This is a genomic window from Sphingomonas sp. OV641, from assembly GCF_900109205.1.
Lineage (GTDB): Bacteria > Pseudomonadota > Alphaproteobacteria > Sphingomonadales > Sphingomonadaceae > Sphingomonas.
Genome location: NZ_FNZB01000001.1, coordinates 557,457 through 572,086, shown reverse-complemented (window position 1 = coordinate 572,086; position 14,630 = coordinate 557,457). Strand labels below are relative to the sequence as shown.

11 protein-coding genes and 1 pseudogene are annotated in these 14,630 nt (G+C 64.9%); 4 read left to right on the top strand and 8 right to left on the bottom strand.

The annotated features are described in order from the left end of the window. Positions 1 to 1,587: a DHA2 family efflux MFS transporter permease subunit gene (locus tag BMX36_RS02535; protein WP_093063579.1), complete on the top strand. Its 1,587-nt coding sequence runs from the start codon at positions 1 to 3 to the stop codon at positions 1,585 to 1,587. Positions 1,588 to 1,688: 101 nt separating this feature from the next. Here BMX36_RS02535 and BMX36_RS02530 read toward each other — a convergent pair whose 3' ends face one another. Continuing rightward, on the bottom strand, positions 1,689 to 2,717 hold the full coding sequence (locus BMX36_RS02530; RefSeq protein ID WP_066782087.1) for an aspartate-semialdehyde dehydrogenase: 1,029 nt from the start codon (positions 2,715 to 2,717) through the stop codon (positions 1,689 to 1,691). Between the two features lie 67 nt (positions 2,718 to 2,784). Then, positions 2,785 to 5,016, bottom strand: coding sequence for a S9 family peptidase (locus BMX36_RS02525; RefSeq protein ID WP_093063578.1), 2,232 nt, complete (start codon positions 5,014 to 5,016; stop codon positions 2,785 to 2,787). A 213-nt stretch (positions 5,017 to 5,229) separates the two neighbouring features. Between BMX36_RS02525 and BMX36_RS02520 the strand changes: the two genes are divergently transcribed. After that, entirely contained in the window at positions 5,230 to 6,291 is a 1,062-nt protein-coding gene (locus BMX36_RS02520) for a potassium channel family protein (RefSeq protein WP_093063577.1), read from the top strand. Positions 6,292 to 6,404: 113 nt separating this feature from the next. Here BMX36_RS02520 and rplS read toward each other — a convergent pair whose 3' ends face one another. The 3 genes and pseudogenes from rplS to BMX36_RS02505 all read right to left on the bottom strand — a co-directional run bounded on the left by rplS (position 6,405) and on the right by BMX36_RS02505 (position 9,035). After that, a complete protein-coding gene (gene rplS / locus BMX36_RS02515; RefSeq protein ID WP_066782080.1) occupies positions 6,405 to 6,791 on the bottom strand; it encodes a 50S ribosomal protein L19 in 387 nt (128 codons plus the stop codon). Beyond that, positions 6,788 to 7,521: pseudogene (trmD, locus tag BMX36_RS02510) on the bottom strand (tRNA (guanosine(37)-N1)-methyltransferase TrmD). The gene rplS and the pseudogene trmD overlap by 4 nt, the downstream one beginning before the upstream one ends. Then, on the bottom strand, positions 7,518 to 9,035 hold the full coding sequence (locus BMX36_RS02505) for a serine hydrolase domain-containing protein (protein ID WP_093065157.1): 1,518 nt from the start codon (positions 9,033 to 9,035) through the stop codon (positions 7,518 to 7,520). The pseudogene trmD and the gene BMX36_RS02505 overlap by 4 nt, the downstream one beginning before the upstream one ends. A gap of 207 nt (positions 9,036 to 9,242) precedes the next feature. Between BMX36_RS02505 and BMX36_RS02500 the strand changes: the two genes are divergently transcribed. After that, positions 9,243 to 10,148 carry an NAD(P)/FAD-dependent oxidoreductase gene (locus tag BMX36_RS02500; protein ID WP_093063576.1) on the top strand — a complete coding sequence of 302 codons (906 nt, stop codon included), beginning with the start codon at positions 9,243 to 9,245 and terminating at the stop codon, positions 10,146 to 10,148. Positions 10,149 to 10,194: 46 nt separating this feature from the next. Here the strand turns inward: BMX36_RS02500 and rimM are convergent, their stop codons facing one another. The 3 genes from rimM to ffh form a co-directional block, all read right to left on the bottom strand. After that, positions 10,195 to 10,638, bottom strand: a complete 444-nt coding sequence (gene rimM, locus BMX36_RS02495; RefSeq protein WP_256210744.1) for a ribosome maturation factor RimM — start codon at positions 10,636 to 10,638, stop codon at positions 10,195 to 10,197. A gap of 200 nt (positions 10,639 to 10,838) precedes the next feature. Further along, positions 10,839 to 11,252 carry a 30S ribosomal protein S16 gene (gene rpsP / locus BMX36_RS02490; RefSeq protein WP_066781676.1) on the bottom strand — a complete coding sequence of 138 codons (414 nt, stop codon included), beginning with the start codon at positions 11,250 to 11,252 and terminating at the stop codon, positions 10,839 to 10,841. Between the two features lie 32 nt (positions 11,253 to 11,284). Beyond that, positions 11,285 to 12,799: a signal recognition particle protein gene (gene ffh / locus BMX36_RS02485; protein WP_066781683.1), complete on the bottom strand. Its 1,515-nt coding sequence runs from the start codon at positions 12,797 to 12,799 to the stop codon at positions 11,285 to 11,287. A 247-nt stretch (positions 12,800 to 13,046) separates the two neighbouring features. Between ffh and BMX36_RS02480 the strand changes: the two genes are divergently transcribed. After that, positions 13,047 to 14,615 (top strand): putative bifunctional diguanylate cyclase/phosphodiesterase, encoded by a 1,569-nt coding sequence (locus BMX36_RS02480; RefSeq protein WP_256210627.1) that lies wholly within the window; start codon positions 13,047 to 13,049, stop codon positions 14,613 to 14,615. The last annotated feature ends 15 nt before the right edge of the window (positions 14,616 to 14,630 follow it).

The window sequence follows — 14,630 nt, the reverse complement described above, 5'->3', positions numbered from 1 at the left end:
ATGGCCTCGCAGGCGGCGCCGGCTTCCGCGCCGCGAGCCGGTGCAGCGGCGGCAGGCCCTCCCGCTGCCGGCAAGCCATTGCTGGAGACCAATCACCGCGGCTTGCTGACCGTCGGCATCATGGGCGCCATGATCATGCAGATCCTGGACACCACGATCGCCAACGTGGCGCTGCCGCACATGATGACCAGCCTCGGCGCGACGGTCGACACCGTCACCTGGGTGCTGACAAGCTATATCGTGGCAACGGCGATCGCGCTGCCCGCCACTGGCTGGCTCTCCGACCGGTTGGGGAGCCGCAATCTCTTCCTCATTGCCGTTGGCGGGTTCATCGTCGCCTCCATGCTCTGCGGCATCGCGACCAGCCTGGAAGAGATGGTGATCTTCCGCGTGTTTCAGGGGATCTTCGCGGCCTTCATCAACCCGCTGTCGCAGACCTCGATGCTGGACATCAATCCGCCGGACAAGGCGGCCAAGGCGATGAGCGTCTGGGGCATGGGCGTAATGGTCGGCCCGATCATGGGTCCGGTGCTCGGCGGATGGCTGACGGAAAGCTACAATTGGCGCTGGGTCTTCTACGTCAACGTGCCGGTGGGCGCCCTCACCTTCGCGATCCTGTGGTTCCTCCTGCCCAGCCGTCCCAAGGCGGTCAGGTCGTTCGATTTCGCCGGCTTCGTCTATCTCGGCGTGGCGGTGGCGGCGTTTCAGCTGATGCTGGATCGCGGACAGAGCGAGGATTGGTTCGACAGTTGGGAAGTGATCATCGAGGCGCTCGCCACCGTGGCGTTCACCTGGATGGCGATCTTCCACTTCGCCACCGCGAAGAAGCCGCTGTTCGATCGCGCGCTCTTTCACAATCGCAATCTCGTCACCGGACTGTTCTTCATGCTGGTGGTCGGGATCTCGACCATGGCGCCGATGGCGCTTCTGCCGCCGATGCTGCAGAACCTGTTCGGCTATCCCGTGATCGACACGGGCGTGATGATGGCGCCCCGCGGCGTGGGCGTGCTGGCCACCATGTGGCTGGCGGGGCAGATGATGGGCAAGGTCGATACCCGCATCGTCATCATGGTGGGACTGGTGATCTTCGGCGTTTCGCTGCGCCAGATGTCCCAGTTTTCGCTGGAGCAAGATTTCTGGCCGGTGATCACGGCGGGCTTCGTTCAGGGGCTTGGCATGGGGCTGGTCTTCATGCCGCTGAACGCGCTCGCCTTTGCCACGCTGGATGGGCGCTACCGCACGGATGGCTCAAGCCTGCTGAACCTGTTCCGCTCGATCGGCCAGTCGGCCGGCATCTCCATGGTTACCGTGCTGCTCGCGCGCAACACCCAGATCAGCCACGCGGACCTGGCGCAGCATGTCACACGAAACGCCATTGCGGGCTTTGACGTGGCGCGGCTGAGTGGTTTCGGCTCGCTGTCTGACGCCGCTATGTCCATGGTCGACGGCATGGTGAACAAGCAGGCGGCAATGATCGCCTATCTCGACGATTTCTATTTGATGAGCTGGATTTCGTTCGGCGCGATCCCCCTAGTGCTGCTGTTGCAGAAGCCGAAGGGCAAGATCGAGGTGGTGCACAGCGAATAGGTGGGAGCAGGCGCCCTTCCGCACCCTGTGTTATAATGAAAACGGGGGCGCCTCTGGATGGAGGCGCCCCCGATTTACTTTGATTGAAGCGCGTAGGAGCGTCAGGCCGCCTTCTTCAGGTGCCGCCGCCCGAGAAGCTCGGCGATCTGCACCGCGTTCAGCGCAGCGCCTTTGCGCAGATTGTCGCTGACGCACCAGAGCGACAGGCCGTTATCGACCGTCGAATCCTCGCGCACGCGGCTGATGAAGGTCGCATAATCGCCGACGCACTCCACCGGCGTGACATAGCCGCCGTCCTCGCGCTTATCGACGAGCATAACGCCGGGCGCCTCGCGCAGGATCTTCTGGGCCTCCTCCGCCGAGATCTCATTCTCGAATTCGATGTTGATGGCTTCAGAATGGCCCACGAACACCGGAACGCGAACGCAGGTTGCGGTCACCTTCACCTTGGGGTCGAGGATCTTCTTGGTTTCCACCACCATCTTCCACTCTTCCTTGGTGGAGCCATCCTCCAGGAAGCTGTCGATGTGCGGGATCACGTTGAAGGCAATCTGCTTGGTGAACTTCTTTGCTTCGGCCTGATCACCGACGAAGATGTTCCGGCTCTGCTCGAACAGTTCGTCCATGCCCTGCTTGCCGGCCCCCGAAACCGACTGGTAAGTCGCCACCACGACGCGCTTGATCTTGGCGACATCATGCAGCGGCTTCAGCGCCACCACCATCTGCGCCGTCGAACAGTTCGGGTTCGCGATGATGTTCTTCTTGGTATAACCGTCGATGTCGCCCGGGTTCACTTCCGGCACGATCAGCGGCACGTCCGGATCCATGCGATACAGCGAGGAATTGTCGATCACCGTGCATCCGGCCGCGGCGAACTTCGGCGCATAGACCTTGGTCGCCTCGCTTCCGATCGCGAACAGCGCAAAGTCCCAGCCGGCCGGATCGAAATGCTCGATGTTCTTGACCGTCAGCATCTGGCCGGTCTCGCCATATTCGATCTGGTCGCCAACCGAGCGCGAAGAGGCGAGCACGGCGATCTCATCGGCCGGAAACTCGCGCTCGGCGAGAATGTTGATCATCTCGCGCCCGACATTGCCCGTCGCCCCAGCAACCACCACCCGGTAACCCATAAACCAGTCCTTCAACTCGTAACCGCGCGGCCCTTAGCGCCGCGCGAAACAAAGTGCCAACAAAGGTTTACTTTACGTCATTTTTCGTCACGTGACGATCAAGGAAGGCGAGTATCGTCGTCCACGGATGAATGTCGCGCACCGCGCCATGCGCCTTCCCGGGGTAAAGCATCATTTCGAACCGCCGATTGGCGGCCTGCATCCGGGCAGCAAAGGCAGTCGCATTGTCCAGAAAGACATTGTCGTCGGCCATTCCGTGCATCAGCAGCAGTGGATCGCTGATCCGCTCGGCCGTCTCAAGCGCGCCTGCAGCCCGATAGGCGGCCGCGTCGCGCGTCGGATCGCCCATGTACCGCTCGGTGTAATGCGTGTCGTACAATGACCAATCGGTGACCGGCGCGCCCGAAATGCCGGCGGCGAACACCCCCGGATGCGCCTCCATCATCTTCAGCGTGAGATAGCCGCCGTAAGACCAGCCGTAGATCGCGATCTTGTCCGCATCCACGAACGGAAGCGATTTGAGGTAGGCCGCGCCAGCGAGCTGATCATCCACCTCGACCGTCCCCATCGCGTGCCAGATCGCATCCTCGTACGCCTTGCCGCGATTGTCTGAACCGCGATTGTCGATCTGGAAGACGATCCAGCCCTGCTGCACCAGGAACTGGCGCAGCGGCATGTTGCCCGGCCAGTCGCGCCACACGTCCTGGCTGCCGGGGCCGCCATAATGCATGAAGAACACCGGATAGCGCCTGCCCTTCTCCAGCACAGGCGTAATCATCTGCCAGTGGAGCGGCGTGCCATCGGCCGCCTTGATCGTCCCGAACTCGGTCGGGCGATGACTGGCAAGATACGGCGCATAAGGGTGATCGCCGCTCACGGCATTCTCGTTCACCCAGGCGATCCGCTTGCCATTCGCGTCAGCCAGGAACGTCTGCTTCGGCTGGGTGGGGCTCGAGCGACTGATGATGAAGCGGGTTCCCGTGTCGTCGCCTGACGCCCCGCTCAGCGACCAGCCTGCCTCGGTCACCCGGGTGATCTCGCCCGGACGCGAGAGGTCCAGCGCGTAAAGGTGCCGTTCGAGCACCCCATCGCGATTTGCCGTGAAGAACAGACGGCCTTCCGCCTCATTCACCGAGACCAGCGAATCGACCACCCATGCACCCTTGGTCAGCTGGGTCCAGGCGCCCGCCTTCCAGCGGTAGAGATGCCCGTACCCGTCGCGCTCGGAACGCCAGATGAGGCTGCCGTCTTTCAGCGCGCGATAGGCATCCGACAGGTTGACCCAGCTCTTCTCGCCAGCGCGTTCGCTGAACAGCACGGTAGACTTGCCCGTCGCCGGGTCCACCCGAAGCATATCGAGCGTGCGCTGATCGCGCGATTGGCGCTGGACCAGCAGCGCCGAACCGTCTGGCAACCAATCAACGCGCGCGAGATAGATGTCGCGATCCGCGCCAAGATCCACCTTCACCTTGCCGGACCCATCCGGCTTCATGATGAACAGGTCCACCAGCACGTTGGGCGTGCCCGCCGCCGGATACTTCTGCTCGTAAATGCTCGTGCCGGTGGCGCCGATCGACGCGCGCGTGAAGACACGCACCGGCGCCTCGTCAAACCGTTCGACCGCGATCAGACGATCGTCAGGCGACCACCAATAACCCGTCCGCCGATGCATCTCCTCTTGGGCGACGAACTCGGCCTCGCCGAAATGGACGGTGCCGCTGCCTTCACTGGTCAGCTGGCGTGCCACGCCGGCGCCCGCCGGGCGGACCCACAGGTTCTGGTCGCGCACGAAGCTGACGTAGCGGCCGCGCGGAGAGACGACGGGGTTCAGCGCGCCCCGGCTTCCCTCCAGCCGTTGAACATTGCCGTCGAGCGTGGCGACGAACAGTTCGCCATCCACCGGCACCAGGATCGATTTGCCGTCCGGTGCCCAGTCGTAGTCGAGAATGCCCGTTTTGCCGGTCTTCGAGCGATCGCGCTCTCGCTGCATCTTTTCCGCCTCGGAAAGCTCAGCACCGCTGCCGACCTTTCGCGAATCCACCAGCATCCGGGACTGCCCGGTTCGGGTGTCCATCGCCCACAGATCGAAGCGGTTGCGCTCATCATCACGCGGGCGCACCGACGTCAGCAACGTACCATCCGGGGAAAGGCGCAGCGCCTGCGGCTGGCCGCCGCCGAGATCGGGGCTGGCGAAAACACGCTGAAGCGTCAGCTTCTCCGGTGGCGTCGTCGACTTAGCCATTGCGGTGCCCGCCCAGATCGTCAGCCCGGCTCCGATCGCCGCCATCCATATGCGCATTCACTCTTCCCAACTGCTTCGAACCGGCGGGTTAGCCCGGCCGCCCGGGAAGAGCAAAAGCCAAGCCACTTCATATCGGTCCAGCCATTCCCGCGCCGAGTGTCCGATCCGCCTCCGAACCTCGTGGCACATCGCAACGCTCCTGAACGCTCCTGAACCATTGGCCTCTCCGGGGCCTCGACTTTGCACGCGTTGCGCGCTTAGGTCGCGGCGATGCGTCTCAACAAGCACGTCAAGGATCTGCACCTGAGGCGCCGCAGCGCCTTGCCCGAATGGGCCAGCCTGGGGCTGCGGGTGCTGTTGGCGCTGTCGCTGATCAGCGTTGCGCTGGGCGGCCACTGGCTCGATCGCGACGGTCTGCGGGACAATATCGACGGTGCGATCAGCTTCACGGACGTTCTGTATTTCACCATGATCACCGTCACGACGGTGGGCTACGGCGATATCGTTCCGGTCACCGACAGCGCACGGCTGTTCGACACTTTCGTCGTCACGCCCATTCGCCTGTTCGTGTGGTTGATTTTCCTGGGGACCGCTTATGATTTCCTGTTGCGACGCACGTGGCAGAGGTGGCGCATGAAGGTGATTCAGCGGCAATTGAGCGGCCATGTCGTGATCGCCGGCTATGGCACCAGCGGCAACGAAGCGCTTCGCGAACTCATCCGGCGCGAGGTGGACTCCTCCAGCATCGTCGTGATCGATCGCGACGAACGGGCGCTGGCACATGCCGAGGAATGCGGGGCGGTGGTGCTGGACGGCGATGCTACGCGGGATGCGACCTTGCAGATCGCTCGGATCGACCAGGCGGCGACGTTGATGGTGTCGGCGGGCCGGGACGACACGACAATCCTGATCGTGCTGACGGCGCGCCGCCTTTCGGAACGCGTGCGGATCAGCGCGGTGATCCGGTCGGACGACAATGAGCCACTCGCCCGACAAGCGGGCGCGGATGTGGTGATCAATCCGGCAAGTTTCGCCGGGCTGTTGCTGGCGGGATCCTCAAACGGCCCGCATGTCGCCGAATATCTGACCGATCTCGCCGCCGCTTACGGCCGCGTTGCCCTGCATGAGCGCGATGCCACGCCGGAAGACGTGGGTCGGCCGCTCACCGGCCTTTCCACCGGCCTGGGCGTTCGCATGTTCCGCAATGGCCTGTGCATCGGCTTCGACCAGCCGGAGGCCGCCGCGGTTCAACTGGGCGATCGCATCGTGGAAATCGTGCGTGGCGGCGCTGACCTGCAATGCGGTGCACCGGCAAACGGCAGGCGCGCCTGACGCCCTGCGTCATTTGTATATGCTGATGACGCCGGAAGCGGCCCGACCGGCGGGCAAGAAAAAGGGCGCCGGTGGATCCCACCGACGCCCTCTCATCTGATCGCTTCGGCGGATTACTCCGCGGCGGCAGCGGCCGGACGGTTGTCGCGACGCTCGGCGATACGTGCCGACTTGCCGGTACGACCGCGCAGGTAATAGAGCTTCGCGCGACGCACGGCGCCCTTGCGCACCACCTCGATCGAATCGACGTTGGGCGAATACAGCGGGAAGACGCGCTCCACACCCTCACCGAACGAGATCTTGCGGACGGTGAACGACGAACCCATGCCCTTGTTCGAACGCGCGATGCACACGCCTTCGTAGTTCTGGACGCGGGTGCGCTCGCCTTCAACGACCTTCACGCCAACCTTGAGCGTGTCACCCGGGCGGAATTCCGGGATCTTCTTGTTCGCGGTCAGCTTGGCAATCTGCTCGGCTTCGAGCTGCTGAATCAGGTTCATGACTTCATTCCTGTTCGTCGCCGCGCGCCAGAGGGCGGTTGACCCGAGCGCCGACATGGCGCTCCCACAGGTCCGGCCGCCGTAGCCGTGTATCTTCCTCCGCCCGGCGATGGCGCCAGGCGGCGATTTTCGCATGATCCCCCGATCGCAGCACTTCAGGGATCGTGCGCCCTTCCCATTCCTGAGGTCGGGTATAATGCGGATATTCCAGAAGGCCGCTTTCGTGGCTTTCCTCGACTCCGCTTGAAGCCGCGCCCATTACGCCGGGAAGCAGCCTGACGCAAGCGTCAAGAAGCACCAGCGCCGCCGTCTCGCCGCCGGACAGCACATAGTCGCCGATCGACACCTCCTCGATGTCGCGCCCATCGAACAGCCGCTCGTCGAAGCCCTCGAACCGGCCACACAGGATCACGGCGCCCGGCCCCGCCGCAAGCTCTCTAACCCGCGCTTGGGTCAATGGCTTGCCACGAGGCGTCATCGCCAGCACCGGCCTGCCCTCCCCCTGCGCGTCCAGCGCGGCGGCGAGCACGTCGACGCGCAACACCATGCCCGCGCCTCCCCCGGCCGGCGTATCATCCACCGTCCGGTGCCGGTCGGTGGCGAAGTCGCGAATGTTGACGGCCTCCACCGACCAGCGCCCCTCCGACAGGGCGCGGCCGGCGATCGCATGGCCCAGCGGCCCGGGAAACATCTCGGGGTAGAGCGTCAGAACGGTGGCAGAAAAGGTCACGGGTTGGCGGCGGTAAAGCTCAGAACCTGAAGGCTCAAGGCCGGAGTTGGCGCACGCTGCACCCGGCCAGCGACATTGCCGCTCGCGCAGGTCCAGGTGAAATGCCCTTCCATCGCCGAAATGGCCGTGATCGGGGCGTCTGTGCGGCAGGCGCCGACCTTGCGCTTCAGGTCCGCAATGTCCGTACGGCGGCGTTTGAGATCCCGATCGAGCAGCACATTGTTCGCCAGCGGCGCGCGGGCCGGATCGCCGCTCTTCCACACAGTTCGGGCAAGGTCATAGGCGCGCGCCAGATCCGCTGACACGGGCACCGGCCGCTCGTCCGCCAGCCCGGCCTGGCGAAGCGCATGGAGCGCCTGTGCAGCCGGTCGGCTCGGCCCGGCATAGGTGCGATTGGCGAAGGCGAAGACGCCGACACCGGCGTCGGGCAGCATCATCACAATGGAGCCATAGCCCGGATAGCCGCCGCTGTGCGTCACGATACGACCCACGTCGCAATCGTTCACCACGGACCAGCCCATGGCATAAGCCGTGGCGACGCGACACATCTGCCCCGAAGCGCTTGGCCGTTCCACCGTGCTGACGAAATTGGATCCTTCGACAATCTCGCGAACGGTGGCACGCTTCACCGGCCCCGCATCGGCGCCGTCACGCGCTGGCCAGGCGGACAGCAGGAATGAGACCCAGCGCCAATAATCATTGGCGGTCGTCTGCACGCCGCCCATTGCCCCGAATGCGCCATCCGCCATGTCGGGCTCGCGCACCCAGGCGTCATCCTGCCAGCGATAGCCGAGCGCGCGCCGCTCCTGCGGCCCATTCAGCACATCATATCCCGTCACGGTCATGCCCAGCGGCGCCATGATCTCGCGACGGATATAGTCCTGGTAGCGCTGGCCTGAGACGTTGCTGACAATGCGGCCGAGCGTGGCATAGCCGAAGTTGGAATATTCCATCCGCTGTCCGGGGGCCTGAGCGAACGGCACGCCGGCCTTCAGCATGGCCGTGAACGCCGGTTCGGACAGCGGCTGCTGCCGATCACCCCAGGGATTGTCTTCCACGAAGCCGGCGGTGTGATGCAGCAGATCCTCCACCCGGATGCGGCGGCTGTCCGCGCTGGGATAGCTCCAGCCGCGCATCTCGGGCACGTAGCGTTCGGCCGGCGCGCTCAGCGACAGCCGATCCTCATCACGCAGCTTCAGGATCGCCATGGCGGTGAACGCCTTGGACATGGAGGCGATGCGAAACAGGCTGTCCGCCGTCACCGGCTGCTTGGTGGCGACGTCCTGCACGCCCAACCCACGGACGATGACGAGCCTGCCATCCTTGACCACGCCATAGACAAGGCCAGGAACGTGGGATTGTTTCATCCAGGCATCGAAGATGCTGGTGAGCTGCGGCTCCAACGCCGTGACATCAGGCGCGGCGGGTTGCGCTGCTGGCGCCTGGTCAACTGCCTGGGCGGAAGCAACGGTCGGCGAGGCGAGCAGCAAGGCAGCAGATAGCGCACGGATCATGATCAACCCCCGTTGAAAGCAGGACCAAGCGTTACCGCCCGCCTTTCGCTCGTCAACTATGGCCGGTCGCGCTTCTCGGAGAAGCCGCGTTCCGGACCGCAGCGCCTTGGAAGCGCGGCGGGCCTCTGGAACCCCTCAAGGGCATTGCCGCCCGCCAGTTCCGTTTCGGTCATGGAACCACCTGCGCCCTCGATCGCTCCGCTGCCCATGCACGATTGCATCATCATCGGGGGCGGCCCCGCCGGGCTGACGGCGGCTATCTATCTCGCCCGGTTTCACCTCGACATTCTGCTGTTCGACAATGGATCGAGCCGCGCTTCCCTGATCCCGTGCACGCACAATCATGCGGGCTTCCCCGATGGCATCAGCGGCAAGGAATTGCTCGCGCGGATGCGGACCCAGGCAGCTTCGTTCGGCGTCCGCTGCCAGTCGGCAACTGTCACCGCGATCGAGCCGCAGGATGATGTTTTCCTCGTTCGCAGCGCCGATCATGAAGTCCGCGCGAGAACCGTCCTGCTGGCCACGGGCGTGGTGAACAACCGCCCCGACATGGATCACGCGCTCCATGACAGCGCGCTTGAACAAGGCCTGCTGCGCTATTGTCCGATCTGCGACGGCTATGAAGTCACCGACAAGCGCGTCGGCGTGATCGGCACAGGCACTCACGGGATGCGGGAGGCTCTGTTCCTGCGCGGCTATTCCAAGGACGTGACGCTGATCGCGCCCGACGCAGAACATATGCTCGACAAGGATTGCGCCGCCGCGCTCGACCGCGCCGGCGTGTCCCGCATCGACGGCCCTTGTGGAGGCTATGCGATCGAAGATGATAAGCTGGCGCTGGATACCGCGGCCGGCCGGCTCTCGTTCGACAGCGTCTATCCCGCTTTAGGCTCCCAGATCCGATCCGACCTGGCATTGGCGGCGGGCGCCCGGGGAACGGACGATGGCTGCATCGTCACAGACGAACATCAACGCACGACGCTGCCGGGCCTGTATGCGGCAGGCGATGTGGTGCGCGGGCTGGACCAGATCAGCCATGCCATGGGGCAAGCAGGCGTAGCCGCCACCACGATCCGTAATGAGTTGAACGAGCGACAGCCGCTCCGCCGCTAATTTCAGAAGGCTCCGGAATATCGCCTTGGATGCCGGCCGGATCCGATCAGTCGGCGGCGAATGCCTCGGCCACAACCAGGAGCTCGCCGCTCCATTCGGGAACAGCGCGCTCGTTCATGGGCACCATGAAGCGTTTCCCGTTGGGACGCTCGATCTCGATCACGTCGCCCGCCCCGAAATTCTCCACCCCGACGATATGCCCCAGCGGGGTGCCCGTCTCGGATGAAGCCGGCAGTCCAATCAGATCTGCGTGGTAATATTCGCCCTCGTCCAGCGGAGGCAAAGCGGATCGCGGTACCACCAGTTGGGTGCCGCGTAGAGCTTCGGCCGCATTGCGATCCGAAACCTCGGCAAACCGCGCGATGTTGCCGCGCAAGGACCGCAACGTCAGCGTGCCGCCGTTGAAAGAGGTGAAAGCCGCAACATCGTCGGCGAAAAGCTTCAGCTTCACTTCGCCGGCGATGCCGTGCGGCCCCGTCACGGCCGCCATGACGACGACAGGCTCACCCGTTGGGCGAGCCTTCGTCGCCAGCGGGGGCGTCGTCACGTCCTTCTGCTGGGTCGGGGGCGGAGACCCCTTCGTTGCTGGCGACCTTTTCGTCGTCATCGCTGGCGGTCCGGGGGTCTGGATCGGCAATCATGGCGAGCTCCTTTCAACCGAAAGGAACGCGCCATGATCGGATCGGATGCTTACTCGGCGGTCGCTTCGGCGGCTTCGGTCTCGCCCGAACCGGCGTTCGCCGCTTCTGCTTCGGCCTCCTGCTGCGCCTTCAGCTTCTCGGCACGCTCCTCGGCGCGCTCCTTGGCCTTCTCGCCCGGCTCCGCCTTCTTCGGGTTGTTGCGGGCTTCACGCTCGCGCACACCGGCGAGGTCGAGGAAGCGGGCAACGCGGTCGGTCGGCTGCGCTCCGTTGCTCAGCCAGTGCTTCGCACGCTCTGCGTCCAGCACCACGCGCTTCTCGTCGTCCTTGGCGAGCAGCGGATTGTAGTTGCCGATCTTCTCGATGAAGCGGCCGTCACGCGGGCTGCGCGCATCGGCAACGACGATGCGGTAATACGGACGCTTCTTCGAACCGCCACGCGACAGGCGAATGCTCAGTGCCATTGGTACTTCTTCCTTCTAGATATCTGAAAACGTTACTTCTTGAACTTCGGAAATCCTGGCGGCAGGGCGCCGCCACCACCAAGGCCAGGCAGGCCGGGCAAACCGCCGCCGCCAGCCTTGCCCAGCATGTCGCCCAGCTCCGGCCCGCCCAGCGCATTGCCGAGGCCTGCCATGCCGCCTCCCGGGCCACCCTTGCCAAGCATGGACAGCATCCCCTTGATGCCGCCCATCTTGCGTATCTTCTTCATCGCGGTGGACATTTCCTGGTGCATCTTCAGGAGCTTGTTCACGTCCTGCACGGTCGTGCCGCTGCCCTTGGCGATGCGGATCTTGCGCTTGGCGTTGATCAGCTCAGGCTTCACGCGCTCCTTCGGCGTCATGGACGTGATCATCGCGTCCATGCGCAACAGGATGCGCTCGTCCACGGCGCCATTGGCCATCGCCGCTTGCGCCTTCTTCATGCCCGGGATCATGCCGGCGAGTGCGCCAAGGCCGCCCATGCGTCGCATCTGCGCCAGCTGCCCACGCAGGTCGTTCATGTCGAACTGGCCCTTGGCCAGCTTCGCCGCCATGCGCTCGGCGTCTTCCGCTTGGATCGACTCCGCCGCCTTCTCGACCAGGCTGACGACATCGCCCATGCCGAGGATCCGGCCGGCCACGCGCTCGGCATGGAATGCCTCCAGCGCATCCATCTTCTCGCCAACGCCGGCGAACTTGATCGGCTTGCCCGTCACGGCACGCATCGAGAGCGCTGCGCCGCCGCGCGCATCGCCGTCCATGCGGGTCAGCACCACGCCGGTCAGCGGCACCTGCTCAGAGAAGCTCTGCGCGACATTGACCGCGTCCTGGCCGGTCAGCGAGTCGACGACGAGCAGGATTTCCTGCGGCGTGGCAATGTCCGCCACCGCCTTCATCTCGTCCATCAGCGCCTGATCGACGTGGAGGCGACCTGCCGTGTCGAGCATCAGCACGTCGAAGCCCTGCAGCTTCGCCGCCTGCAGCGCGCGACGGGCGATCTCGACCGGCTGCTGCCCGGCGACGATCGGCAGCGTCTGCACCTCGACCTGCGTGCCCAACGTGGCGAGCTGTTCCTGCGCCGCCGGGCGGTTGACGTCCAGCGACGCCATCAGCACCTTCTTGCGGTCACGACCCATTTGGCCGCCCGACAGGCGCTTGGCGATCTTCGCGGTCGTGGTCGTCTTGCCCGAGCCCTGGAGGCCGACCATCATCACCACCGCCGGGGGCGTGACGTCGATCTTCAGCTCGGCCGCCTGCGGATCATCCCCGCCCAGCATCGCGACCAGCGCATCATGGACGATCTTGACGACCTGCTGCCCCGGCGTGACCGAGCGCAGCACGTTCTGGCCAATCGCCTTTTCGGTGGCATCATCGACAAACTGTCGAGCCACCGGCAGCGCGACGTCCGCCTCGAGCAGCGCGACGCGCACTTCGCGCATCGCCTGGCGCACGTCCGCCTCGGTCAGCGCGCCACGACCGCGCAGGCGGTCAAATACGCCGCCAAGACGATCGCTCAGACTGTCGAACATCGCGCCAAAACTCCCTTCTTCCGGCCCAAACGCAAAAGCGCCGGCGGGCGAAACCTCGCCGGCCAGCGTGCACCACATGGGCGCTTGTCTTCAGCGTTCAACAACGGAACGTGCGCGGCCTGTAGCGGAAGCACTCCTCCAGCGCAAGCCGGACAGCCATTAACGCCTTCTACATACTATCGCCGCAAAATGGGGCGACATGGATGGATCGATCGCCCACGAGCCTGCGCGCCAAGACGGGCGCGATATGCGCACACTGCCGATCGGCCTCGTCACGATGGCCGCGGTTGCGCTGTGCGTCATCGTCATGGGGGCGGTGATCGTAGTCGTCACCCGCAACGGGCCAGCCGCCGCCGGCCCGCTGGTCTGGCCACTCACCATCGCCCTGCTCCTGAACCTCGCCGTGATCCTGGAGGGTCGCCGGCGACACCGCGAGCTCGCCAGGCGCCTCCGGCATCAGCTGGACAGCACGGAGGGTGCGCGCCGACTGTCGATCAAGGATCCGCTCACCGGCTTTCTGAACCGCCGCGCGCTTGTCGAGGAGGGCGCCGCGATGATCCAGGACGCCGCCCAGCGCCGCCTCGCCGTCGCCATGCTGATGATCGACCTCGACCGGTTCAAGACGATCAACGATCTTCACGGCCATGCCGTGGGCGACTCGCTCCTCGCCCGGGTAGCGGCGGAGATCAGCAGCGAGTTGCCTCCCCTGTCGCTGGCCGCTCGAGTCGGCGGTGACGAATTCGGCTGCATCTTCGCCTTCAATCCGGCGGATCCGCAGACCGTGCAGCGGATTGCGGAGCGGCTGGTCAGCCGGCTGGCATGCCCGATCGACCTTGGCGATACCTCGATTCACGTCTCCGCTTCGATCGGCATTGCCCGCTCGGACCAGGAGCGCGCCTCCATCGAAACGCTGATCCGCGCCGCTGACATTGCCATGTATGCGGCAAAGGAAGCCGGCAGGAACCGCTTCAGTTGGTTCGACCCTGAAATGGCGCGCGCCCTGCACGCCCGCAATGAGCTGGAAAGCGCCTTGCGCGCCGCCATTCCCGCCGGGCAGATCGTTCCTCATTTCGATCCGCAGATCGACCTCGCCACCGGCCAGCTCCTCGGCTTCGAGGTGCTCGCCCGCTGGCAGCATCCGCTGCAAGGCCAGATCAGCCCCGATCGTTTCATCCCGATCGCCGAGCGGACGGGCATGATCGCCGATCTGTCCAAGTCCGTGATGCGGCAAGCGTTTCATGCGGCACGGGACTGGGATTCTGCCCTGACGCTCTCGATCAATGTGTCGGCGGTGCAGCTGCGCGATGCCTGGTTACCGCAGAAGATCATCAAGCTGCTGCTCGAAACCGGCTTTCCAGCGCACCGGTTGGAAATCGAGATTACCGAGCGCGCCTTGCTGGAAAATCTCGCGCTGGCGCAGTCGATCATCGGCAGCCTGAAGAATCAGGGCATCCGCGTGGCGCTCGATGATTTCGGCACCGGTTATTCCAGCCTCGGCCACCTGCGCGCGTTGCCTTTCGACCGGATCAAGATCGACCGCAGCTTCGTGCAGGCGATTGCCGCCGATCCGGACAGCGCAGCCCTGGTGGGCGCCGTGGCGAGCATCGGCGCCAGCCTGAATTTGCCGGTCACGGCGGAGGGGATCGAGGATCTGGCGGCCGAGACGAGAATGCGTGCGCTCGGCTGCGCCCGGGGCCAAGGCTATCTGTACGGGCGACCGACGGATGCCGCCAATACTCGGCGGCTGCTGGCGGAGCGCCGGCTGCTGTCCGCCGGCACTGTCGCGGCGCCAGCAGAGCGCCGCCTCGCCAGCTGAATACGCCAACGGCGC